Source organism: Bradyrhizobium diazoefficiens (genome assembly GCF_016616885.1).
GTDB classification, from domain to species: Bacteria; Pseudomonadota; Alphaproteobacteria; order Rhizobiales; family Xanthobacteraceae; genus Bradyrhizobium; species Bradyrhizobium diazoefficiens_F.
Map to the genome: position 1 here is coordinate 6818324 of NZ_CP067102.1, position 22637 is coordinate 6840960.

At 64.3% G+C, this 22637-nt stretch carries 20 protein-coding genes; 6 read left to right on the forward strand and 14 right to left on the reverse strand.

Features of this window, described 5'->3' with window-relative positions:
* Positions 1-89 precede the first annotated feature (89 nt).
* The 10 genes from JJC00_RS31735 to JJC00_RS31780 all read right to left on the reverse strand — a co-directional run bounded on the left by JJC00_RS31735 (position 90) and on the right by JJC00_RS31780 (position 8451).
* A complete protein-coding gene (locus tag JJC00_RS31735) occupies positions 90-374 on the reverse strand; it encodes a cupin domain-containing protein (RefSeq protein ID WP_200469723.1) in 285 nt (94 codons plus the stop codon).
* A 90-nt stretch (positions 375-464) separates the two neighbouring features.
* Positions 465-1562 carry a calcium:proton antiporter gene (locus tag JJC00_RS31740; protein ID WP_200469724.1) on the reverse strand — a complete coding sequence of 366 codons (1098 nt, stop codon included), beginning with the start codon at positions 1560-1562 and terminating at the stop codon, positions 465-467.
* Positions 1563-1625: 63 nt separating this feature from the next.
* On the reverse strand, positions 1626-2426 hold the full coding sequence (locus tag JJC00_RS31745; protein ID WP_200469725.1) for an alpha/beta hydrolase: 801 nt from the start codon (positions 2424-2426) through the stop codon (positions 1626-1628).
* 76 nt (positions 2427-2502) lie between these two features.
* Complete coding sequence (locus tag JJC00_RS31750) at positions 2503-3903, reverse strand: NAD(P)(+) transhydrogenase (Re/Si-specific) subunit beta (RefSeq protein WP_200469726.1); 1401 nt, start codon at positions 3901-3903, stop codon at positions 2503-2505.
* Positions 3904-3942: 39 nt separating this feature from the next.
* Positions 3943-4260: a proton-translocating transhydrogenase family protein gene (locus tag JJC00_RS31755; RefSeq protein WP_027532463.1), complete on the reverse strand. Its 318-nt coding sequence runs from the start codon at positions 4258-4260 to the stop codon at positions 3943-3945.
* Positions 4261-4281: 21 nt separating this feature from the next.
* A complete protein-coding gene (locus JJC00_RS31760) occupies positions 4282-5412 on the reverse strand; it encodes a Re/Si-specific NAD(P)(+) transhydrogenase subunit alpha (protein ID WP_200469727.1) in 1131 nt (376 codons plus the stop codon).
* 142 nt (positions 5413-5554) lie between these two features.
* Positions 5555-5707, reverse strand: coding sequence for an aa3-type cytochrome c oxidase subunit IV (locus tag JJC00_RS31765; RefSeq protein ID WP_008136857.1), 153 nt, complete (start codon positions 5705-5707; stop codon positions 5555-5557).
* Positions 5708-5804: 97 nt separating this feature from the next.
* Positions 5805-6191: a type II toxin-antitoxin system death-on-curing family toxin gene (locus tag JJC00_RS31770; protein ID WP_200469728.1), complete on the reverse strand. Its 387-nt coding sequence runs from the start codon at positions 6189-6191 to the stop codon at positions 5805-5807.
* Positions 6188-6454, reverse strand: a complete 267-nt coding sequence (locus tag JJC00_RS31775) for an AbrB/MazE/SpoVT family DNA-binding domain-containing protein (protein ID WP_200469729.1) — start codon at positions 6452-6454, stop codon at positions 6188-6190. The genes JJC00_RS31770 and JJC00_RS31775 overlap by 4 nt, the downstream gene beginning before the upstream one ends.
* A 104-nt stretch (positions 6455-6558) precedes the next feature.
* Positions 6559-8451 carry a M3 family oligoendopeptidase gene (locus JJC00_RS31780; protein ID WP_200469730.1) on the reverse strand — a complete coding sequence of 631 codons (1893 nt, stop codon included), beginning with the start codon at positions 8449-8451 and terminating at the stop codon, positions 6559-6561.
* Between the two features lie 127 nt (positions 8452-8578).
* On the opposite strand from JJC00_RS31780, the gene JJC00_RS31785 reads away from it, so the two are divergent.
* From JJC00_RS31785 to JJC00_RS31795, 3 genes are all read left to right on the forward strand, one after another.
* Positions 8579-10075: a sigma-54-dependent transcriptional regulator gene (locus JJC00_RS31785; RefSeq protein WP_200469731.1), complete on the forward strand. Its 1497-nt coding sequence runs from the start codon at positions 8579-8581 to the stop codon at positions 10073-10075.
* A 351-nt stretch (positions 10076-10426) separates the two neighbouring features.
* Positions 10427-12754: a L,D-transpeptidase family protein gene (locus JJC00_RS31790; protein WP_200469732.1), complete on the forward strand. Its 2328-nt coding sequence runs from the start codon at positions 10427-10429 to the stop codon at positions 12752-12754.
* A 273-nt stretch (positions 12755-13027) separates the two neighbouring features.
* Positions 13028-14659 carry a DUF882 domain-containing protein gene (locus JJC00_RS31795; protein WP_200469733.1) on the forward strand — a complete coding sequence of 544 codons (1632 nt, stop codon included), beginning with the start codon at positions 13028-13030 and terminating at the stop codon, positions 14657-14659.
* A 70-nt stretch (positions 14660-14729) separates the two neighbouring features.
* Here the strand turns inward: JJC00_RS31795 and JJC00_RS31800 are convergent, their stop codons facing one another.
* The 3 genes from JJC00_RS31800 to JJC00_RS31810 form a co-directional block, all read right to left on the reverse strand.
* Positions 14730-16496: an adenylate/guanylate cyclase domain-containing protein gene (locus JJC00_RS31800; RefSeq protein ID WP_200469734.1), complete on the reverse strand. Its 1767-nt coding sequence runs from the start codon at positions 16494-16496 to the stop codon at positions 14730-14732.
* A 117-nt stretch (positions 16497-16613) separates the two neighbouring features.
* A complete protein-coding gene (locus tag JJC00_RS31805; RefSeq protein WP_063201143.1) occupies positions 16614-16886 on the reverse strand; it encodes a DUF2312 domain-containing protein in 273 nt (90 codons plus the stop codon).
* Positions 16887-17083: 197 nt separating this feature from the next.
* Positions 17084-17389, reverse strand: coding sequence for a DUF1244 domain-containing protein (locus JJC00_RS31810; RefSeq protein WP_200469735.1), 306 nt, complete (start codon positions 17387-17389; stop codon positions 17084-17086).
* Positions 17390-17568: 179 nt separating this feature from the next.
* Between JJC00_RS31810 and JJC00_RS31815 the strand changes: the two genes are divergently transcribed.
* Positions 17569-18165: a DUF1036 domain-containing protein gene (locus JJC00_RS31815; protein WP_200469736.1), complete on the forward strand. Its 597-nt coding sequence runs from the start codon at positions 17569-17571 to the stop codon at positions 18163-18165.
* Positions 18162-19598, forward strand: coding sequence for a pyruvate kinase (pyk, locus tag JJC00_RS31820; RefSeq protein WP_200469737.1), 1437 nt, complete (start codon positions 18162-18164; stop codon positions 19596-19598). The genes JJC00_RS31815 and pyk overlap by 4 nt, the downstream gene beginning before the upstream one ends.
* A 151-nt stretch (positions 19599-19749) precedes the next feature.
* Here the strand turns inward: pyk and JJC00_RS31825 are convergent, their stop codons facing one another.
* Complete coding sequence (locus JJC00_RS31825; RefSeq protein ID WP_200469738.1) at positions 19750-20430, reverse strand: TetR/AcrR family transcriptional regulator; 681 nt, start codon at positions 20428-20430, stop codon at positions 19750-19752.
* Between the two features lie 417 nt (positions 20431-20847).
* Here JJC00_RS31825 and JJC00_RS31830 point away from each other — a divergent pair, with 417 nt between their 5' ends.
* Positions 20848-22401, forward strand: coding sequence for a glycosyltransferase 87 family protein (locus JJC00_RS31830; RefSeq protein ID WP_200469739.1), 1554 nt, complete (start codon positions 20848-20850; stop codon positions 22399-22401).
* Positions 22402-22637: the final 236 nt, after the last annotated feature.

The following is a 22637-nucleotide window of genomic DNA, read 5'->3' on the forward strand; positions in this document are numbered from 1 at the left end:
CGGCCACTCCCCGCGCGATCTGATGCGGGAACTTTGGGGCATTGTAAGGGATCAACTGCGACGGATCGATGGCAAAGGTTACGCGTGCCTTACGGCTTCAGCTCAATCTCAAGGAACACGATCTCGGTTGAGGTTTCGTTAAGTACGTCATGTTGGACGCCGGCTTTTCGGAAGTAGGATTTGCCGGCCGCAAGCTGCGCCTTGGAACGCTCCCCGCTGGGCGCAACGATGGTCATTTCGCCGGCGACGACGGGAACGATCACATAGTCCATTCCGTGGGTGTGATGCCCAGTTGCGCTGCCCGGGGCAAGCCGCCATTCGGTCACCCGGACCTCCTCGTTGTCGACCTGGACCTCGGACTTGGCGGCAAGCATTGGCAGTTCCCTCTACGGCGATCCGGAAAGGTGTGCAGCGGTTTTCCGGAAAGATCACGCCCGAACAATAACCTAAAGCGCGATCGCGCTTTAGGGCACGAAAACCATGAACACGAAGACCGCGAATACCACCATATGGACCAGTCCGAACAGGATATTGGTCCTGCCGGTGCCGAAGGTCAGCATGCTCAGCAGGAATGTCAGGAACATCAACGCCGTATTCTGGGGATTGAGGCCCAGCACCAGCGGCTGGTCGAGCCCATAGGCGGCCAGCCCGACCGCGGGAATCGTCAGGCCGATAGTCGCCAGCGACGAGCCGAGCGCCAGATTGATGCTCTTCTGGAGGTCATTTTTGCGCGCGGCCGCAATCGCCGAAACGCCCTCCGGCATCAGGATCAGGAGTGCGACCACAAGGCCGGCGAACGCCGGCGGGGCGCCGATCTGGGCCGCGACGGCATCGACCACCAGCGAGAACTTCTTGGCGAGGAGAACGACGGCCAGCAGCGAGACCAGCAGCAGCGCGATGCTGAGCCCCAGCATCTTGCCCGACAAATGAGTCTCTCCGCCCTCGCCATCCGCCCTCTCATGGACGAAGTAATCCTTGTGCAGGACGGTCTGGGTGTAAAGGAACACACCATAGAGCACGATCGTCACGAGATCGACGAAGCCGAGCTGGAGCGTCGAGTAGATCGGGCCCGGCGTCGTCATCGTATAGTTGGGCATGATCAGCGTCAGCGTCGCGAGCGCAATCAGCACGCTGAGATAGACGTTGGCTCCGGAGACCTGAAAACCCTGCTCGCGGTAGCGCAGGCCTCCGATGAAGACACAGAGGCCGACGAGGCCGTTGCAGACGATCATCACCACCGCGAAGACGGTGTCGCGCGCGAGCTCCGGCGCGGGCTTGTCGCCGAGCATGATCGTGGTGATCAGCGCGACCTCGATGATCGTGACCGCGAGCGTCAGCAGCAGCGTGCCGTAGGGCTCGCCGATCCGCTCCGCGATCACCTCGGAATGATGCACGGCCGCGAACACCGTGCCGAACAGGATCACCAGCAGGACGACCGCGAACAGGCCGCCACCGGCCGACAGGGTGAAGCCGTAGCCGGTCACGGTGACGATCAGGAACAGCAGCACCGCCAGAGCGGGGAAGATCCAGGACGACCGCGGTATCGGTCCGTGTGCACTCATGCCGACAATTCCTCCAAGGAAGCGAGCGTCGATTATGCGCGAGAACATCGCGCCCGTCAGCCCTCAGGCCCCGTTGATGAATTGTCGCGCGATCTCGATCGCACCGAAGCTGGCGAGGTCGTCGTGGCCACCGCCGGGAATACGAACGAACCGCTTCGGCTCGTGAGCCAGCGCGAACAGCCGCTCGCCGAGCACGAACGGCACGGTCCGGTCCTCCGTGCCATGCATGATCAGCAACGGCACCGTGACCCGCGCGATGCGCCGGTCGGAATGAAATGGATCGCGCATCAGGAGGCGGACCGGGGCAAACCAGTAAAGCGGAGCCACGACATCGGCGATCGATGTGTAGGGAGCTTCGAGAACGAGCTTCCCGACCTCCTGCTCCGATGCGACTACGACCGCAACACCTGTCCCGAGCGAGAAGCCCCATGCGACGATGCGTTGCGGCTCGTAGCGGGCCGCGGCGAATGCATAGGCCGCGGCGGCGTCGCGCAGCAGGCCATCCTCGCTCGGCGCACCGCTCGAACCGGCATAGCCACGATAAGACAGCGCGACGAGACCGGTGCCGTCAGCCGTCATGGCCTTGAAGCGCCCGACCAGGCCGGCGAGAGAATCGCCATTGCCATGGAAATAAAGGATCACCGGGCGGCCGGGCCGCGCCGGCACGTGCCAGACGATGACCTTCTCGTCGTCGGACGCCGTCAGGACGTGCTCGTCGGCTTCCGGAAAGCCGGCGGCAGCGGGCGCCGTGCGCTCGACGGTCGGGATCGGAAACAGCATGTCGCGCTGCCTGAGAAAGAGCAGCACGAGGCCGGCGAGATATCCGGCCGCAAGTATGACGGCGATCCACCTGATGACGGTCATGCCGGCCGGAATCTCGCGTCAGCCGTCAACCGCCGCAACGACGGCGCGCCGATTGACGCGCCGTTCCCGCGCAATGCTACATCGCCTTGACGATGTTCTCGGTGACCTTCTTGGCGTCGCCGAGCAGCATCATGGTGTTGTCGCGGTAGAACAGCGGATTGTCGATACCGGCATAACCCGACGCCAGTGACCGCTTGATGAACATCACCGTGCCGGCCTTCCAGACCTGGAGCACGGGCATGCCGTAGATCGGCGAGGTCTTGTCCTCTTCGGCTGCCGGGTTGGTGACGTCGTTGGCGCCGATCACGAACGCGATGTCGGCCTGCGCGAATTCGGAGTTGATGTCCTCGAGCTCGAACACCTCATCATAGGGCACGTTGGCCTCGGCCAGCAGCACGTTCATATGGCCGGGCATGCGGCCCGCGACCGGATGAATGGCGTACTTCACCTCGACGCCTTCCTTCTTCAGGATGTCGCCCATTTCACGCAGCGCATGCTGGGCCTGCGCCACCGCCATGCCGTAGCCGGGCACGATGATGACCTTGGAGGCGTTCTTCATGATGAAGGCCGCGTCGTCCGCCGAGCCGAGCTTGGCCGGCTTCTGTTCGCCGCCTGCTCCGCCGCCGGCCGCCGCGGTCTCACCGCCGAAGCCGCCGAGGATGACCGAGATGAAGGACCGGTTCATCGCGTGGCACATGATGTAGGACAGGATCGCACCGGAGGAGCCGACCAGCGCGCCGGTGATGATCAGCGCGGAGTTGCCCAGCGTGAAGCCGATGCCGGCCGCGGCCCAGCCGGAGTAGGAATTCAGCATCGAGATCACGACCGGCATGTCGGCGCCGCCGATCGGGATGATCATGAGCACGCCGAGCGCCAGCGCGATGATGACGATCAGCCAGAAGTCGAGCGCGCTGCCCGTCATCACCAGCCCGACGATGAAGACGACGAGCGCCACGGCGAGCGCGATATTGATGATGTGGCGGAACGGCAGGATGATCGGGGCGCCGCTCATGCGGGCCGACAGCTTCAGGAACGCGATCACCGAGCCGGTGAAGGTCAGCGCGCCGATGGCGACGCCGAGCGACATTTCGACCAGGCTCTGCGCGTGGATGTTGCCGGGAGTGCCGATGTCGAAGGCCTCGGGCGCATAGAACGCGCCGGCGGCGACCAGCACCGCGGCCATGCCGACCAGCGAGTGGAAGGCGGCGACCAGTTCCGGCATCGACGTCATCGGCACGCGGCGTGCGATCACCGCGCCGATGCCGCCGCCGATCGCGATCGCAACGATCACGAGCAACCAGGCCACGCCGTCAGCCGGCGGATGGCTCGCCAGCGTGGTGCCGACCGCGATCGCCATGCCGATCATGCCGAACAGATTGCCCTGGCGCGACGACGCCGGGCTCGAAAGTCCGCGCAGCGACAGGATGAACAGCACCCCCGCCACGAGATACAAGAATGCAGAGAGATTAGCGCTCATCTCAGGTCCCCATTGATCCCATCAGCCCGAGGTGGCCGCTTACTTCGACTTCTTCTTGTACATCGCCAGCATGCGCTGGGTGACAAGGAAGCCGCCAAAGATGTTCACGCAGGCAAAGATGAGCGCGACGAAGCCGAAGCCGCGCGCCCAGCCCGAACCGCTCGAGACATTTGCGACGCCGACCGCAAGCAGCGCGCCGACCACGATCACCGAGGAGATCGCGTTGGTCACGCTCATGAGCGGCGTGTGCAGCGCAGGCGTCACCGACCACACCACGAAATAGCCGACGAAGACGGCGAGGACGAAGATCGACAGCCGGAAGATAAAGGGGTCGACGAGTTGTGCAGCATGCTCCATGGCGGCTCTCCTTAGGCCCAATCAAGCCGACTTGGGCTGGAAGTTCGGGTGGATCACGGCGCCGTCCTTGGTCAGCGCGGTGGCCTTGACGAGCTCGTCGTCCCAGTTGACGGCGAGCTTTTTCTCTTTCTTGTCGACCATGGTCTCGATGAAGGAGAACAGATTGCGTGCATAGAGGCTCGAGGCCGAGGCCGCGACACGGCCGGCGACGTTGGTGTAGCCGACGATCTTGATGCCATCGAGATCGACGACCTCGCCCGGCCTGGCGCCCTCGACATTGCCGCCGCGCTCGACGGCGAGATCGACCAGCACCGAACCCGGCTTCATCGACTTGACCATCTCGCCCGAGACGAGCTTCGGCGCGGGACGGCCCGGGATCAGAGCCGTGGTAATGACGATGTCCTGCTTCTTGATGTGCTCGGCGGTAAGCGCGGCCTGCTTGGCCTGGTACTCCCTGGACATCTCCTTGGCGTAGCCACCGGCGGTCTGCGCGTTCTTGAATTCCTCGTCCTCGACGGCGAGGAATTTCGCACCGAGCGATTCGACCTGCTCCTTGGTCGCGGGCCGCACGTCGGTCGCGGTGACGATGGCGCCGAGACGGCGCGCGGTCGCGATCGCCTGGAGGCCGGCGACGCCGACGCCCATCACGAACACTTTTGCGGCGGGCACGGTGCCGGCGGCGGTCATCATCATCGGGAAGGCGCGGCCGAAGGCCTCGGCGCCTTCGATCACGGCGCGGTAGCCGGCGAGGTTGGCCTGCGACGACAGCACGTCCATCACCTGCGCGCGGGTGATGCGCGGCATCAATTCCATCGCGAAGGCGGAGACGCCAGCATCGGCGATCGTCTTCAGCGCGGCCTCGTTGCCATAGGGATCCATGATAGCGATGACGAGCGCACCGCGCTTGTATTGCGAAAGCTCGGATGCCTCGGGGCGCTTCACCTTGATGATGATGTCGGCGTCAACAAGCGCATCGGCGCTGACCGTGGCGCCCACGGCGGTGAACTCGGAATCCGGCAGGCCCGATTTGAGGCCGGCGCCCGGCTCGACGGCGATCTCGGCGCCCAGCGCCTTGAACTTCTTCACCGTATCAGGCGAAGCGGCAACACGCGGCTCCGACGGATCGATTTCCTTGGCAACGGCGATCTTCATAGGCCCTCCGGCGACGCGGGAAAAAGCGCGCGCACAAACTTAGCGTTACTCCCGCAACGTTGCATACCGGCTTTGGAACCGGCTTGTTTGCAAATTTTGTGGGCAGCTACCGCCACAGATGTAGGCAGCCGCCAAAGATGATTTAGGTGAGGAAGATCGCCATCAGAATGACGATGAGCGCGACCGATGCTGTGCCGTACTTCACCAGCTTGATGAAGCCCTCATAGGTCTGCTCGTGGGCAACGTAGTCGTTGCCGTCGGCCGTGGTGTACGCCACTTCGCTATGGTCAGCCATGGAATGTCCCCAGTCGGAAGTCGAATTCTTCGGCTGGGATACCTTAAACCTTCGGGCAGGGCAACGGCACGGAAGCGCGGTTTTCCAGCAAATAGGCTCATTTGGAATCCAGATTATCGCGGATCCAGCGGATGAGGCCCTGCTCGCTGACTTCACCGGCAGCGAGGGAGAGGACAATCGCAGCAGCTTCAGCCTCTGGTACGATGAAGTCGATGCCGTTCACGCCAAGAAAGGTGTAGAGGGCAAGGAGCGAAGTGCGTTTGTTGCCATCGACGAACGGATGATTGCGCGCAATGCCGAAAGCATAGGCTGCCGCCAATTCAGCGAGATCGGCATTCTCGTACGACCATTTGTTTTTTGGACGATCCAGCGCGGATTCGAGCATGCCCTCGTCGCGCAAGCCGCTTGCGCCACCGTGGATCGCAAGTTGCTCGTCGTGAATGGCGACGATCATTTGACGCGTCAGCCAAAACGGCTCGTTCATTTGGCAAGCTCGGCGAGAGCGTTGTGATAACGCTTCATGCCTCGCCTCGCGACTTCCATGGCTCTTTCAAAATCAGGATCGTAAGGGGTCAGCATCAACGCCCCGTCCGATTGCTCAACCGGAAATAGCTTATCGCCTTCTTTGAGATTTAGACGGGCGGCCAACTCCTTCGGCAAAATGAGGCCGATAGAATTGCCGATCTTGCGCACCTGAAGAATAGTGGATTCGCCTTTTAGGTCTTTGGGGGTTGCGTTCTCATTCATGACTGCACCTCTTCATGACTGCACTTCGTTATACAAACGTATAACAGAAGGTAGATCGAGGTTCAACAAATGTTTTACGGTCTCATCATTGAGACGGCCCCCGCTCAGCCCATCGCCTCCAGCTCGTCGATCATCCCGGCGATGACCGAGAGTCCGCCGTCCCAGAACTTCGGGTCCTTGGCATCGAGACCGAACGGCCGCAGCAGCTCGGAATAGTGCTTGGTGCCGCCGGCTGCGAGCATGTCGAGATAGCGCTCGGCAAAGCCCTCGGCCGCATTCTCGTAGACGGCATAAAGCGAATTCACGAGGCAATCGCCGAAGGCATAGGCGTAGACATAGAACGGCGAGTGGATGAAGTGCGGGATGTACATCCAGTAGTTCTCGTAGCCCGCCTTGATCTCGATCGCCGGCCCCAGGCTCTCGCCCTGCACCGACAGCCAGAGCTCGCCGAGCCGCGTCGCGGTGAGCTCGCCATTCTTGCGCTCGGTGTGGACCGCGCGCTCGAACGAATAGAACGCGATTTGCCGCACCACGGTATTGATCATGTCCTCGACCTTGCCGGCGAGTAGTGCCTGGCGCTGCTTTGCGCTCTTGGTCTGCGCCAACAACCGCCTGAACGTGAGCATCTCGCCGAATACGCTGGCGGTTTCGGCCAGCGTCAGCGGTGTCGGCGCCATCAGCGCGCCGTTCTTTGCCGCCAGCACCTGATGCACGCCGTGGCCAAGCTCATGCGCGAGCGTCATCACGTCGCGCGGCTTGCCCTGGTAGTTCATCAGAACGTAAGGGTGCGCCGACGGCGTAGTCGGATGCGAGAAGGCGCCCGGCGCCTTGCCCGGGCGCACCGGCGCGTCGATCCAGCGGTCGGCGAAGAAGCGCTCGGCGATATCGGCCATTTTTGGCGAGAAGCCGCGATAGGCCGACAGCACCATGTTCCGCGCATCGGGCCAGCCGATGGTATCGGTCGCGGCGAACGGCAGCGGTGCGTTGCGGTCCCAATAAGCCAGCCGCTTCTTGCCGAACCACTTCGCCTTCAGCGCGTAGTAGCGATGCGACAGTTTTGGATAGGCCGCGCGGACCGAGGCGACCAGCGCATCCACCACCTCGCGCTCGACGCGATTGTTCAGATGGCGGGAGTCCGCGACATCCTTGAAGCCGCGCCAGCGGTCCGAGATGTCCTTGTCCTTGGCGAGAGTGTTGGTGATCAGCGCGAAGGTGCGCTCATTGGCCTTGAAGGTTTTCGCCAGAGCTTCCGCCGCAGTCTTGCGCTTGGCGCCGTCGCGGTCCTGCAGGAAGTTCAGCGTCGGCTCGATCGCCAGCTCTTTGGCGCCGACCTTGAAGCGCAGGCCGGAGATCGTCTGGTCGAACAATCGGTTGAACGCGGAATAACCGGTTTGCGCCTTCTCCAGGAAGAGCTGCTCGAGCTTGTCGTCGAGTTGATACGGCTTCTCCTTGCGCAGGTCCTCGATCCACGGACGGTAGTGCGCGAGCTCGGCGGCTTGCATTGCGCCGGTCAAAATATCGTCATCGATGCGGTTGAGCTCGAGCGCGAAGAACAGAAGATGCGTCGAGGCGGCTGTCAGCCGCTCGGACACATCGCCGTAAAACTTTGAAATCGCAGGGTCCACGCTGTCGCCGGCGTGGACGAGGCCGGCATAGGAGCCAAGACGGCCCGCGAGATCGTCGATCGCCTCATAGCGGCGCACGGCGTCCGCGAGCCATTTTCCGCCATCTTCGTTTGCTGTGCCTGTTGCGAGCTTGCCCTTGTAGTCGGTCTCGAACGCGACGCAATCGGCATCCATCGTTTCGAGATCGCGCGCCACTTCCGGCGCATCGATCCCGGAATAGAGATCGGCAAGGTTCCATTCCGGAAGCTTGCCTGTCTTCGCAGACTTGGCGGAGGGTTTTGCCTTGGCGGCAGATTTCTTGGCAGCGGATTTCTTGAAGGCGGATTTCTTGGTGGCTGGCTTGCGAAGAGCGTTCTTGGAGCGCGAAGTCATTGTGTGGGAAACCTGTGTTCAACAATCGCTGCGGCGGGCGGGGGCATCAAGGTTTAAGAGTGCGTTAATCGGCTTCGGCCAGAGTGACCCGATTCGAGACAGATAGTAGTAGCGTGCGGGGAGCACCATGGCTGCCAGTATTTTGATCGCCGACGACGACGCCGTAGCCCGCCGTCTGGTCGAGAACATGGTGCAGAAATGCGGCTATGAGACGGTCGTCGTCGAGTCCGGCGACGCCGCGATCGCAGCCCTCACCACCCCCGATGCACCTATTATCGACGCCGTGATCCTCGATCTCGTCATGCCCGGCCTCGACGGCATGGGCGTGCTGGCGAAAATCCGCGAAGCGGGCCTCAGCGTCCCCGTCATCGTGCAGACCGCGCATGGCGGCATCGACAACGTGATCTCGGCGATGCGCGCGGGTGCGGCCGATTTCGTGGTCAAGCCGGTCGGCGTGGAGCGGCTCCAGGTCTCGCTTCGCAACGCGCTCAACGCTTCCGCGCTCAAGGGCGAATTGCAGCGCATCCGTCACAGCCGCGAGGGACGGCTGACCTTCTCCGACATCATCACGCGCGCCGAGGCGATGGCAGGCGTGATGCGCGCCGCGCAGAAGGCGGCGAACTCATCGATCCCGGTGCTGATCGAAGGCGAGTCCGGCGTCGGCAAGGAGATGTTCGCACGCGCCATCCACGGCAGCGGCGAGCGCAAGGCAAAGCCCTTCGTCGCCGTCAATTGCGGCGCGATCCCCGAAAATCTCGTCGAGTCCATTCTGTTCGGCCACGAGAAGGGTGCCTTCACCGGCGCGACCGAACGGCATACCGGCAAGTTCATCGAGGCCCATGGCGGCACGCTGTTTCTGGACGAGGTCAGCGAGCTGCCGCTGACCGCGCAGGTCAAATTGCTGCGCGCACTGCAGGAAGGCGCCGTCGAGGCAGTCGGCGGCCGCAAGCCCGTGAAGGTCGACGTCCGCATCATCTCCGCGACCAATCGCAAGCTGCTGGACCGGGTGAAGCAGGGACACTTCCGGGAAGATTTGTTCTACCGCCTGCACGTGCTGCCGCTGACGATCCCTTCACTCAGGGCCCGGCGCGAGGACATCCCGCATCTGCTGCGGCATTTCCTGGCGCGCTTTGCCGCCGAGGAGAACCGCGCCATCTCCAGCGTCAGCGGCGAGGCCATGGCGCATCTCGCCCAGCTCGACTGGCCGGGCAACATCCGCCAGCTCGAAAACGCTGTTTACCGCGCGGTGGTGATGAGCGAGAGCGACCAGCTCGGTCTCGACGATTTCCCGCTGCTTTCTTCGCATCCGCACTCCGCAACGGAGATTCCGACCGCGCCGCTGATGATCGAGCCGATCGCGGCGCCCTCCGTCGTGTCGGGTAGTGAAATACCGATCGCGCCGCTGCCGATGGCAGGGTCTCTCTCAATGTTGACCCCCACCGGCGATGTCCGACCATTAGAGGACATGGAGAACGAGATCATCCGCTTTGCGATCTCGCACTACCGCGGGCAGATGTCCGAGGTGGCGCGTCGTCTCAAAATCGGCAGGTCCACGCTCTACCGCAAACTCGACGAAGCCGGGGTTCCCGGACATGGCGGGAAAAGCGGCGAGGAGACGCACTGAACCTCATGCGAACGGAGGTTCGCGCGATCGGACATTGCACCCGCAACCCGTTGAATTACGGCAAAATTCGGCAGCAAGCCAAACCGTGACTTGGAAGTGACAGACACCGGGAAAAGCGCGCGATGAAGGCGCACAATCCGTTGCAAACAGTCTCTCTTGAAGTCAGTTTGTCGTGAGTTGTCCCGGGTAGCGCTGGCCGCAAAATCGGGGCCTGTATATCGTCTGCGTATGAATCGTTGCGTGCAGGCGTGCAACTTTCGAGAGGCCGGCGCGGTTTAGCCGAAACTCAATCAATTAGGCGATAACGAAAGCTGTTCCACGAGGGACAGTTCACCCGAGGGGTGCGACACAATGCGTGACTGTTTGAACCACCGTGCGGGCTTCGACCGTGTCTTGATGACGGTCGCGGCGACCTTCTTCACGGTATCGGCCGGCTCGGCGCTGGCACAGGATCAGGCGCGCAGCAGCGCCGCGGAGCTCGCGATCGAAGCCGCGATCCCGCGCCCCGAGCCTGCAAACGTCCCACCCCCGACCGCATCCGACATCAAGCTCGACACCACCGCCACCCTCCAGGACGCGCCGAAGGAAGCCGCCAAGGAAACTTCGAAGGAAACTTCGAAGGAAACTGCGAAGGAAACTGCGAAGGAGCCCGTGAAGGCCGAAGCCGTCCCGGCGCCCGACAAGGTCGAGACCAAGCCGTCCGATGTCGCCACCACGCCGACACCCGACGCGCCGAAGAGCGAGACGGCAAAGACCGAACCCGCGACGGCCGAGCCCGCCAAATCCGAAGCGGCAAAATCTGAACCCGCCAAGGCTGAACCTGCCAAGTCTGAACCGGCCAAGGCTGAACGCGCCAAGGCTGACACCGCAGCAGCACCGGCGGCCACCCCCGCTGCACCTGCGGCGGCGGCAGCGACCCCGGCCGCCGAGCCGGTGAAGGCCGCGAGCAACGTTCCCGCCGCCGACCAGCCGGTCGCCGACAAGCTCAAGGACATCATCGGCGCCAAGACCTCGCGCCATTTCGACCGCAAGAACGAGCGTGCGGCGATCGAGAAATTCTACGGCGCCCGTGACTTCGCGCCGGTCTGGACGCAAGCCGGCGGCCTGACTGCCGCGGCGAAGGGCGTGATCGCGCGGCTGAAGGATGCGGCGTCCGACGGTCTCAATCCCGCCGACTATCCGGTGCCGGATTTCACCGCCGCCACGACGCCCGATGCGCTCGCCGATGCCGAGCTGAAGCTCACCGCCAGCATGTTCGACTATGCGCGCCAGGCGCAGAGCGGCCGCATGCATTGGTCCCAGGTCAGTGCCGACATCCTCTATCCCGAGCATCCGACTGATCCGAGCGAAGTGCTCACCAAGGTCACGACCGCCGCCGACGCCTCCGCCGCGCTCGACAGCTACAACCCGCCGCAAAAGCTTTACAAGGAGCTGAAGGCGAAGCTCGCGCAGCTGCGTGGCCAGGGCGACGGCCCGGTGATCGAGATCACCGACGGCCCGGCGCTGAAGTACACGCCCGCCAAGGGCAAGAAGCAGGCGGAAGTCGTGGTGCAGGATCCGCGCGTGCCGCAACTTCGCGCCAAGCTCGGCATCACCGAGAACGCCAGCGACGATCATTACGACGCAGCGGTTGCCGAAGCCGTGCGCAAATTCCAGGACGGCGCCGAGATCAAGGCCACCGGCATCCTCGACGACAAGACGGTCAAGGCGCTGAACAGCCCGAAGCGCGACAAGCAAATCGACACCGTGCTGGTGAACATGGAGCGCTGGCGCTGGCTGCCGCGCGACCTCGGCGTGCCCTCGCTCGGCGACGCCTATGTCATCCTCAACATTCCCGACTACACGCTGAAGGTGATGCAGCGCGGCCAGCAGGTCTGGACCACCCGCGTCGTCACCGGCAAGCCGGGCCAGCACGCGACGCCGCTGCTGACCGAGACGATGAAGTACATCACGGTCAACCCGACCTGGAACGTGCCGCCGTCGATCGTCTATGGCGAATATCTGCCGGCGCTGCAGCAGGACCCGACGGTGCTTCAGCGCATGGGCCTGAAGCTCGAGCAGAACCGCGACGGCTCGGTGCACATCTCGCAGCCGCCCGGCGAAGCCAACGCGCTCGGCCGCATTCGCTTCAACTTCCCGAACAAGTTCCTGGTCTATCAGCACGACACGCCGGACAAGAACCTGTTCGCACGGGAAGATCGCGCCTTCAGCCACGGCTGCATGCGCGTCCAATATCCGGACCAGTACGCCTCGGTGCTGCTCAACATCGCCATGCCGGGCGAGAAGTACACGCCGGAGCGCGTACGCAGCATGTACGGCTCGGGTGAGGTCGACCTGAAATTCGCGACCCCGATCCCGGTCAACATCACCTACCAGACCGCCTTCGTGGACGACGGCGGCAAGCTGCAATTCCGCAAGGACGTCTATGGCCGCGACGCGACGATGATCAACATCCTGAAGAACGGCCGCGGCAAGGACCTCGAGACCATCGTGGCCCACTCGCAGCCGAGCTATTCGCGCCCGGCGACGACGCTGCCGTCCGGCGTGGCGATCGCCAACAATGGCGGCGGCTTCGGCTCCTCGGGCCCGAACTTCTTCGAGCGGCTGTTCGGGGCCCCGACCCCGCCGCCGGCCCCGATCGGCCGCCGGCCCCAGCAACAGCGGGTGTTCACCCGCTGAGCCCTGGCCCAGCGCCTCATTTTCTGGAATACTTCAATAAAATCAGCGACCCCGTCCCATGGATGGGGTCGTTTAACGTTAACCATTCTCCACCCGGCTTCGGGTGGCGGGCGTTTTTTCGCCACACTAAGCCGCTTAGGATCGTAATCTGACTTGGTTTGGGGGCGGGAAGGTCAACCTCGAATTAACCTTCTCGCTTTAACAAAGCGTTCACCCTCTTTCGCGCGCTAACGGGGTTGGCGGGAGAGTCGATTTTGAACGCTCGTCGACTGGGTGGGCTCATACGTGCTGGCTGGTTTTGCACGCCAATTTGCTGCGGTGTCGTTGTCCCATGCGGGAGTGAAGGTCGGATCTCGGATCGGCCTCGCCTCGCTGGTGCTGCTTGCGGCTGCCGGTTCGGTTCATAACGCCGCCGCGCTGAACGAAACCAAGACGCTCTCCTTCCACCACACCCACTCCGGCGAAGATCTCACCGTCACCTTCAAGCGCGATGGCCGCTACGACGAAGCCGCACTGAAGACTCTGAACCACTTCCTGCGTGACTGGCGCACCCAGGACGAGACGGTGATGGACCGCCACCTCTTCGACATCCTCTGGGAAGTTTATCGCGACGTCGACGGCAAGCAGCCGATCCAGATCATCTCCTCCTATCGCTCCCCCGCCACCAACGCCATGCTCCGCCGCCGCTCCTCGGGCGTGGCGCGCTTCAGCCAGCACATGCTGGGCCATGCGATGGACTTCTACATTCCAGGCGTGCCGCTGGAGCAGATCCGCTTCGCCGGCCTGCGCCTGCAGCGCGGCGGCGTCGGCTTCTACCCGACATCCGGCTCGCCCTTCGTGCATCTCGACACCGGCAGCATCCGGCACTGGCCGCGCATGACGCATGACCAGCTCGCCAGCGTGTTCCCGGACGGCCGTACGGTCCACGTCCCGACCGACGGCACGCCGCTGAAGGGTTACGAGCTCGCCAAGGCCGACATCGAGAAGCGTGGCAATGGCGACAACGCTGCCACGATCGGCAAGCCGAGCTTCTTCGCCGCCCTGTTCAAGGGCAAGTCGGCCCCCGCCAGCAACGACGAGGACGACGAGAGCGCGCCCGCCGCATCCGAGAAGCCGGCAGCGCCGACCGTGGTCGCAGCCGCCGCGAAACCGGCCGATCCGGTGCCGACGCCGCGGGCCAAGCCGCAGATCGCCGCCGCGATCCAGCTCGCTTCGGCCGATGCCCAACTCGTTGCGCCGCCCAAGCCGAAGCCCGCGCCCGTGGCTGACAAGCCGGCTGCCGGCAAATCTTCCGACGGAAAGCCCGAGACCCCCGCCGACATCATCAATGCCCGCGGCTTCTGGGATGCGCCCGCCACGCCGCAGCAGGCGACGCCGGCCCAGGTCGCAGCGCTGAGGGCGCGCCAGGCGCTTGCCGCCGCCACCGACCCGCAACCGACCGCGAGCGTCTCCAACGCAACCCTTCAGGCGCTGGCTTACGCGCCGGCCGCCTCCCCGGTCGACCGCGCCAACGTCGTCGCCGCCTCCGCGCCGATCCCGCGCGGCGTGCGTCCGGTGTCCGCGGCCCGCAACGCCGCGCCGGCCACCGAGATCAACACCGTCGTCGGCAAGAGCACCGACGGCATGATCGCCACCGCGACCCGGCTCTCCGCACCCAAAGGCGAGAGCATCTGGCTCAAGATCGTGATGCTGTCGCCGAGCGCCAGCCGCGCCATGTCGGTGACGCTGATGGGCGAGCTCGACATGGCCGCGATGCGCGCTTATTTCGTCAAGCCGCAGACCGTGGTCGCGATGGGCTTTGTCGACGATCCCATGCAGGGCCTGTCCTGCGACAGTTTCTCGGGCAGCGCCACCGCCAAGCTCGAGACGACGTCGTTCGTCGTGCGCACCGCCGCGCTGCGCTGACGTCAAGCGCGATTAGCGCGTCTTCCGCCGGTCGCGAAGATTTCACTCTCGATCGCTTATCGGTCTCCGATCAGGCCGGCAGGCCAGCTCGGCGAAGGCCCGTCTCGTAGTGCTGACGGTCAACGTCGCGCTTGTAATGCTGGGTGGAGAGATGATTGGCTACTGAAAACGACGGCTCGCGCTTGAGAACCTCGGCCGCGTGAGCGCCGGCCGCAACCGCGTTGCCCATCTGGGCGAAGATCGCGGCAAGGAACGCGTGGTGGGTTTGATCGGGCCGCGTGATCCGTGAGAAAGCCTCGGCGGCTTCGGCGTATTTCTCCGCACAATAATAGGCGCGTCCGAGATGGCTCCAGAAGCGTTCCGGGTGATACGGGTTGAGCCGCATCGCCTTCCTGATCCAGTCGATGCCCTCTTCCGGCCGTCCCAGCCAGGTCAGCAGTTCGCCCTGCTGCACCACCACGAGATCATAGTTCGGGTTGAGTGCGAGCGCCCGCTCCTGATGGTAGGCGGCCTTGTCATGGTCGTCGCGGTTCAGATTGAGCGCAGCGAGGATGCGGTGGACGTCGCTGTCATTGTCGTCGAGGATCAGCGTGGTCTCCAGCTCTGAAGCAACCTGCTGGAAGGTGGCGTCGCGATCCGCGCACCAGTTATAGACCCAGGTCTGGCCCAGGACGCACGCCTTCCAGGCGTGAGCGTGAGCATAATTCCCGTCCAGTTCGAGCGCCCGGTCGAGCAGAAGTTGGGCCCGCGCATTGTCTTCGCGATTGGAGCGATGGTGTAAGATCTTTGCGGCCAGCACGCATTCATAAGCCACCATGTTGTCCGTCGGCTTGCGGTTCGCCCGATCGTGCGTGGCCGCCTCGACGCGGCCGGGCAACGTGGCGGCGATCGCCCGGGTCATCTCATCCTGGATCGCGAAGATGTCCTTGAGCTCGCCGTCGTAGCGTTCCGCCCAGATGTGCCGGTCGGTTTCCGCATCGATCAGCTGCACGGTGACGCGGACGCGATCTCCGGCCTTTCGCACACTGCCCTCGATGACGTAGTCGACGCCGAATTCGCGGCCGACGTCCTGCACCTTGACCGCCTTGCCCTTGTACACGAAGGTCGAGTTGCGGGAGATCACCAACAGGTCGTGGAAGCGTGAGAGCTCGGTGATGATGTCTTCGGTCAAGCCATCCGCAAAGAACTCCTGCTCAGGGTCGCCGCTCATATTGGCGAAGGGCAGCACGGCGATGGACGGCTTCTTCGACATGCCGGTCGCCTTTGCAGCGCCCTTCGTGTCGTCTGATGCGCTTGTTGGCCCCTCCTCCAGTCGAATCCGGTAGACGCGGATCGGACGTACGATGTTCTTGACGTTCTGCTCGCCGATATCCTCGAATGCAACGCCATCGAGGCGCTGGCCGAGCTGATCGCGCACCGCGCTCGAGATGCAGATACCTCCAGGCTCGGCCAGTGCCTCCAACCGCGACGCGACGTTGACGCCGTCGCCGAATATATCGTTCTGGTCGACGATCACGTCGCCCAGATTGATGCCGATGCGGAATTGCATCCATCGCGGCGGCGGGACGTCGGCGTTGCGTCGCCCCATCCGGCTCTGAATTTCAGCAGCGCACAGCACGGCGTCGACGATGCTATGGAATTCGACGAGCATGCCGTCGCCCGTCGTCTTGATGATGCGGCCGTGATTTTTGGCAATGGCCGGATCGATGAGCTCGATCCGGTGGGTCTTGAGGCGCGCGAGCGTGCCAGCCTCATCGGCCTCCATGAGCCGGCTAAAGCCGACCATGTCAGCCGCGAGGACTGCGGCGAGCCTGCGCTCTGGGCCTGGCACATCCATTGCTCGGTCCCTTCACCGAGCACTCTAGCAGACCAGCGGTTTCTGCCCAAGCTGGGTGCGCTGCAAATTGCGGCGGGACGAGGTACCTCCTACCGGTGACGTTGCAGCCTCACCGCCTCAGATCATCCCCAGCGCCTGCATGTAGGTCTCGAGAATCGTCTCGGCCTCGGCGCGCTCGTTGGGATCCTGCTTGCGCATGCGCACGATGGTGCGCAGCGCCTTGACGTCGTAGCCGTTGCCCTTGCTCTCGGCATAGACGTCGCGGATGTCGTCGGAAATCGCCTTCTTCTCTTCCTCCAGCCGCTCGATGCGCTCGATGATGGATTTGAGCTGATCCTTGGCAAATTTCGTCGCGGGCTCGTCGTCGCGGACGGCGGCGGTGGTGGCCATCTTGGTACTCCAAATGGAACTGGCAAAACGAGGTGACGCCGGCATCCTCACCGCGCGTGCTGCGAGAACCCTTAGGGTTGGCGCCGACTGCGTTCAAGCAAGCATCGCGCTCGTCCACAGCGCGCCCACACCTTCCTGCAATGGGGCGAAGAAAGCAGTTGTGTGGTGCGACTCAAGCGCCCGCGCGGGACAGTCCCTCAGTGGCTGTGGGGATGGACCTTCTTCATCGCCTCGACCTGCTCGGGCGTCGCCGTGCCCTGGTACTTCGACTTCCAGGTCTCGTAGGGCATGCCGTAGACGGCCTCCCGGCTCTCGTCCTTGCTCAAGGGCACGCCTTGCGCGTCAGCGGCGTCCTTGAGCCAGTTGGACAGGCAGTTGCGGCAGAAGCCGGCCAGATTCATCAGATCGATGTTCTGCACGTCCGTCCGCTCACGCAAATGATCGACCAGGCGCCGGAAGGCGGCCGCCTCGAGCTCCGTTCTGGTTTTGTCGTCGATTGCCATGGCTGGATCCCTCGGCTGTCACTCGGCTCTGACCTTGATGGAGGTCACCCTTACGGGATCAGGTGGGGTCCTGTCACAGATTTTGCCATATCGCGGCGCAAACGGCCTCGAAGCCCCCCAAGGGGCAGTTCCCCGGCCCTACGCCAAATCGTCAATCATCTGGTATACGTTCCGCGACAATGATCGCCGAATCTCTCCGCTCCCCCCTTCACCTGCTCGCCCGGTTGGTCCCGGTGCTGGTGGTTGGCCTGTTGTGCATCTGGGCCAGCCCGGCCTCGGCCGATTTCCGGCTTTGCAACAACACCTCGAGCCGGGTCGGCATTGCGCTTGGCTACAAGGATGCCGACGGATGGACCACCGAAGGCTGGTGGAACATCTCGTCCCGCTCCTGCGAGACGCTGCTGCGGGGAACGCTGGTCGCCCGCTACTATTACATCTACGCGATCGACTATGACCGCGGCGGCGAATGGTCGGGGCAGGCCTTCATGTGCTCGCGCGACAAGGAATTCACCATCCGCGGCACCGAGGACTGTTTGGCGCGCGGCTATGACCGGACCGGCTATTTCGAGGTCGATACCGGCGAGCAGCGGGCCTGGACGGTACAGCTCACCGATGCCAACGAGCAGCCTGCCCAGCAACGCGTCCCCGGGATGCCCGGCCCTGTCGGCCCGGGTGGCGGCGTTCCTGGTTTGCCCAATAACCCGCCCGGTGGTACGCCCCCCGCCGCGCCTGGCCTTCCGCCAGCCCCCTCGCCACCGTCTGGAAATAAACCATGAGGCGTCTTCGCCGTATCAAGATTCTCGCGACCCTCGGACCTGCCTCCTCGGATCTCGCGATGATCCGCCGCCTGTTCGAGGCCGGCGCCGACGTGTTCCGCATCAACATGAGCCACACCCCGCATGACAAGATGCGGGAGCTGGTGGCGACGATCCGCAATGTCGAGAGCAGCTACGGCCGCCCGATCGGCATCCTGGTCGATCTCCAGGGCCCGAAGCTCCGGCTCGGCGCATTCGCGGAAGGCGCGGTCCAGCTCCAGAACGGCCAGACCTTCACGCTGGATTCCGACAAGACGCCGGGCGATGCCAACCGCGTCAATCTTCCTCACCCCGAGATTCTTGCAGCGCTCAGGCCCGGCCATGCGCTGCTGCTCGACGACGGCAAGGTGCGGCTGATCGCGGAGGAGACCACGAAAGAGCACGCGGTGACGCGCGTCGTGGTCGGCGGCAAGATGTCCGATCGCAAGGGCGTCAGCCTTCCGGATACGGACCTGCCGGTCTCGGCGATGACGCCGAAGGATCGCGCCGACCTCGAGGCCGCGCTGGTCACCGGCGTCGACTGGATCGCGCTGTCCTTTGTGCAGCGCGCTGACGACGTGCTCGAAGCCAAAAAGATGATCCGCGGCCGCGCCGCGGTCATGGCCAAGATCGAGAAGCCGCAGGCGATCGACCGCCTCGCCGACATCATCGAGGCCTCCGACGCGCTGATGGTGGCGCGCGGCGATCTCGGCGTCGAGCTGCCGCTGGAACGCGTGCCGAGCCTTCAAAAGCAAATGACGCGCATGGCGCGCCGCGCCGGCAAGCCGGTGGTGATCGCAACCCAGATGCTGGAATCGATGATCCAGTCGCCGGTGCCGACCCGCGCCGAAGTCTCCGACGTCGCCACTGCGGTCTACGAGGGCGCCGACGCCATCATGCTGTCGGCGGAATCGGCGGCCGGCAAATTCCCGGTCGAGGCGGTCTCGACCATGAACCGCATCGGCGAGGAGGTCGAGCGCGACCCGATTTATCGTTCCGTGCTCACCGCTCAGCGCCCCGCGCCGGAATCAACCGCGGGCGACGCCATCGCCGACGCCGCGCGGCAGATCGCCGAGACGCTGGACCTGCCCGCCCTGATCTGCTGGACCAGCTCAGGCTCGACCGCCGTGCGCGTGGCGCGCGAGCGGCCGAAGCCGCCGGTTGTGGCGATCACGCCGAACATCCAGGCCGGCCGCCGGCTGGCCGTCGTGTGGGGCGTGCATTGCGTGGTGGCGGAAGATGCGCGCGACCAGGACGACATGGTGAGCCGCGCCGGCCAGATCGCCTTCCGCGACGGTTTCGTCCGTGCCGGCCAGCGCGTGATCATCGTCGCCGGCGTCCCGCTCGGCATTCCCGGCACCACCAACATGGTGCGTATCGCTTCCGTCGGCCCCGAGGGCGACGCGAATATCTGAGGCCGCCGGCGCCCGGCCGACCAAAAACGCGAAAACAACCCCATGCACAGTAGCCGGCCGGTCCGGCTGCTTTGCTGGGGTTTTGCGAAAAGACGTGCTCAGGCAACGGCTTGGGCGCGATCAGCTCGCGGCCCACATCGCATCGGTATTTTCAGGCCCCGACCAGCGCCTTGGTCGTCGGCAGCAGCGTCTGCTGCACCACCAGACCGCGGGCGCGGGCGTCCATGACGCCGACGGCGCGCAGCGCAAGCAGCGTCACGGTCTGTACCGCATCGCGCATCTTGACGGGATCTTCGAGATTGTCGGGCGCAAGCGGGCCAACCAGCGCTTCGTGCAGCGCCCCCAGCAGCGCGGTCGCGGCCAACGCGGTGTCCTGCGCCGGCAGATGGCCGGCGCGCACGGCGGCGTCGATCCGGGCGGCGATCTCGCCGGCAATCTCGCGGCGGCTGGCCAGGCGTGAGGCACTGACATCGACATCAACAGGCTCGGCCAAAATGCCCCAGGCCAGCCGGCGCTGCGACAGCGTATGGACGGCCACGGTGGTCACGGCCGCCGCCAGCGCGGAGGACGGGCCAGGCGCGGCATCGGCCGCGCGCCGGATCGCCGCGAGCTCGTCGCGGGAGACCTCGGAGATCAATTCGGAGATCAGCTCGGCCTTGGAGGGGAAGTAGCGGTAGACGGTGCCGGCCGCCACATTGGCCCGGACCGCGACCGGCGCGATCTGCACCGCCGCCATGCCGCCTTCGGCTGCGGCTTCCCTTGCCGCCGCCAGGATGGCGCTGCGCCGAGCCGCAAGGCGCTTAACCACTTGATGCGTTCGCCGATAAACCATGGCGCGCTTCCTGTCCCACCACGCCTGCCGCACGCCCGCGGCCGAACGCTTCGTCACTGCAAGAGATGCAAATCGCCCCGCAAGGACTGAACAACTATTCAGGGGGGATGACAAGAAGCAAATGCGTGGGTCGCGCCTGGAATGCTTCCCGCAAGGAACGCACCACCGCTACGCGCCAAGCAAACGGTTCCTGCATTGATTCATGCAACCTTAACTGGCTGGTCATAGTCCTACGGGGATCAACCGGAATCCGGCAATGCGCCCCACCAGCGTACTTTCTCCGTCGCATCCCGTTTTCGAAACAGGGCTGCGACCATCAGACGTGGCGCCTTGATGCTGCAGCGCACGACAACCACTGTCGATTTGCCCGACGCCATGCCCATGCCCGCGGCCCAAGGCCTGCGGCGATCATGGACGATGAACCTGCGCGGGAAAGCGCTTGCGCCCATCGTCGTTGTCATCTGCTCGATGCTGGCAGGCGCGCTCTACACCTTCGCGATGGGCGAGGACGTCAACTGGGATTGGCAGAACTACCACGAATACAATGTCTGGGCCGTGCTCAATGGCCGTTATGGCGTCGATGCGGTCCCGTCGGGCTTTCAAACCTACTTCAATCCGATCGTCTATTTTCCCGTCTATTACCTCCGCCACTATCTGCCGTCGCCGTATGGGCTGATGATCATCGGCGCAATTCACGGCCTCAACCTCGCGCTGATTTGCCTGTTTGCACGCCTGGTCCTGCGCCAGGCCGCGACCTTCGCGGCAATCGCGGCGGCGGTCGCAATCGCGGCCTCGGGTCCGATGACGCTCTCGGAAGTGGGCACGAGCTTTTCCGACGTGTTGCTCGCATTGCCCGTGATCGGCGGCTTCCTTCTGATCCTGGTTGCGGATCGCCAGCCTGCAGTCCGCTATCTGCTGGCCGGGCTCCTGATCGGCGCCGCGGTCGGGCTGAAGCTCACCAATGTCGTTTACGCGATAGGTGCAGCCGCGGCAGTGCTCGCCGCCGCGCGTCCGCTTCGGGCGACTGCCCTGCTTGGATTCGGCGGGATTGTCGGCGCGGCGCTCACCGGCGGCGAATGGTGCCTGATCGCCTGGCGCGACACCGGCAACCCGATCTTCCCGCTGTTCAATGCAGTCTTCCAGTCAAGTGAGGTGGCGACCGTCAATCTGATGGATGCGCAGTTCATGCCCCACAGCGTGTCCGACGCACTGGCCTATCCGTTCTATTGGCTGATCGGCGACCACAGAGGCGCGGAGCATCCGTTCCGCGACGCGCGCTTCGCGGTCGTGGCGGTCCTGCTCGTGCTCGGCCTGCTTGTGCGCATGACGCGCGGCCGCGCGATCCTCACACGACGTGACGTGCAGCTCGTGGTGCTGTTTGCAGTCTCCTACCTGGCGTGGCTCGGCCTGTTCTCGATCCAGCGCTATGCGGTCGTTCTGGAACTGTTGTGCGGCCCGATCATCGTTCTGCTGCTCGCGCGCCTCGCTGCGCGCGCGGGGCCGACATTGCCGACGTCCCCCGTTCCGCTGAACGCACTGATGTTGACGGTCGCAGCCGTGATCGCATTGTGGTCGCAGCCGGCGGACTGGTGGCATCGCTCCTGGTCCAACACCTACCGACCAAAGATCGCCGACGAGCTCGATCAGCCCGCGACCTACTTCATCCTCGGCAAGCCGCTCGCCTATATCGCGCCGCAGCTTCCCTCCCAGTCGCGCTTCTACCTGCTCGCCGATATCGGTGTGCCCATCGTTCCCGGCGGCATCTTTGACCAGCGCATCCGCGCTGGGCTGAAGACCCCGCTGCCCGGCGGTCTCCGCGAATTGCACATGCGCGGCGAGCCGGACCACAGCGCGCTGCTGGATCGCTACGCGCTTGCCATCGATCCCAGCAGGCCCTGTGTCGCCATCGAGGGCGCTCGCCCGGGCACGATCCTCGAAAGCTGCCCGCTCATTGAGCGGACCTCGCGTTAGAACGTGTAGTCACAAAGGCAATGTCGGCTGCCGATGGCCAAGCGGAAAACATCTGCTCGGGTGAGCTTTACCGGCTTTGACCCAAGGCCGACGCTAGGCCGGACATGGACCGGCAGCCGCGGGCAATATGGGCCTCGCTTTATTCTCGTTTGAGCATACTGTCCGCCCATCGACGGCAGACCACAGGCACCGTTGACAGAGAGTTCTTTACGCTCCCGCCGTAACCGAGGGAGCGC

Excerpts from the sequence above, each read along its gene's own strand:
- JJC00_RS31735 (WP_200469723.1), bottom strand. The coding sequence starts at position 374 with ATGCTTGCCGCCAAGTCCGAGGTCCAGGTCGACAACGAGGAGGTCCGG.
- JJC00_RS31740 (WP_200469724.1), bottom strand. The coding sequence starts at position 1,562 with ATGAGTGCACACGGACCGATACCGCGGTCGTCCTGGATCTTCCCCGCT.
- JJC00_RS31745 (WP_200469725.1), bottom strand. The coding sequence starts at position 2,426 with ATGACCGTCATCAGGTGGATCGCCGTCATACTTGCGGCCGGATATCTC.
- JJC00_RS31750 (WP_200469726.1), bottom strand. The coding sequence starts at position 3,903 with ATGAGCGCTAATCTCTCTGCATTCTTGTATCTCGTGGCGGGGGTGCTG.
- JJC00_RS31755 (WP_027532463.1), bottom strand. The coding sequence starts at position 4,260 with ATGGAGCATGCTGCACAACTCGTCGACCCCTTTATCTTCCGGCTGTCG.
- JJC00_RS31760 (WP_200469727.1), bottom strand. The coding sequence starts at position 5,412 with ATGAAGATCGCCGTTGCCAAGGAAATCGATCCGTCGGAGCCGCGTGTT.
- JJC00_RS31765 (WP_008136857.1), bottom strand. The coding sequence starts at position 5,707 with ATGGCTGACCATAGCGAAGTGGCGTACACCACGGCCGACGGCAACGAC.
- JJC00_RS31770 (WP_200469728.1), bottom strand. The coding sequence starts at position 6,191 with ATGAACGAGCCGTTTTGGCTGACGCGTCAAATGATCGTCGCCATTCAC.
- JJC00_RS31775 (WP_200469729.1), bottom strand. The coding sequence starts at position 6,454 with ATGAATGAGAACGCAACCCCCAAAGACCTAAAAGGCGAATCCACTATT.
- JJC00_RS31780 (WP_200469730.1), bottom strand. The coding sequence starts at position 8,451 with ATGACTTCGCGCTCCAAGAACGCTCTTCGCAAGCCAGCCACCAAGAAA.
- JJC00_RS31785 (WP_200469731.1), top strand. The coding sequence starts at position 8,579 with ATGGCTGCCAGTATTTTGATCGCCGACGACGACGCCGTAGCCCGCCGT.
- JJC00_RS31790 (WP_200469732.1), top strand. The coding sequence starts at position 10,427 with ATGCGTGACTGTTTGAACCACCGTGCGGGCTTCGACCGTGTCTTGATG.
- JJC00_RS31800 (WP_200469734.1), bottom strand. The coding sequence starts at position 16,496 with ATGGATGTGCCAGGCCCAGAGCGCAGGCTCGCCGCAGTCCTCGCGGCT.
- JJC00_RS31805 (WP_063201143.1), bottom strand. The coding sequence starts at position 16,886 with ATGGCCACCACCGCCGCCGTCCGCGACGACGAGCCCGCGACGAAATTT.
- JJC00_RS31810 (WP_200469735.1), bottom strand. The coding sequence starts at position 17,389 with ATGGCAATCGACGACAAAACCAGAACGGAGCTCGAGGCGGCCGCCTTC.
- JJC00_RS31815 (WP_200469736.1), top strand. The coding sequence starts at position 17,569 with ATGATCGCCGAATCTCTCCGCTCCCCCCTTCACCTGCTCGCCCGGTTG.
- pyk (WP_200469737.1), top strand. The coding sequence starts at position 18,162 with ATGAGGCGTCTTCGCCGTATCAAGATTCTCGCGACCCTCGGACCTGCC.
- JJC00_RS31825 (WP_200469738.1), bottom strand. The coding sequence starts at position 20,430 with ATGGTTTATCGGCGAACGCATCAAGTGGTTAAGCGCCTTGCGGCTCGG.
- JJC00_RS31830 (WP_200469739.1), top strand. The coding sequence starts at position 20,848 with ATGAACCTGCGCGGGAAAGCGCTTGCGCCCATCGTCGTTGTCATCTGC.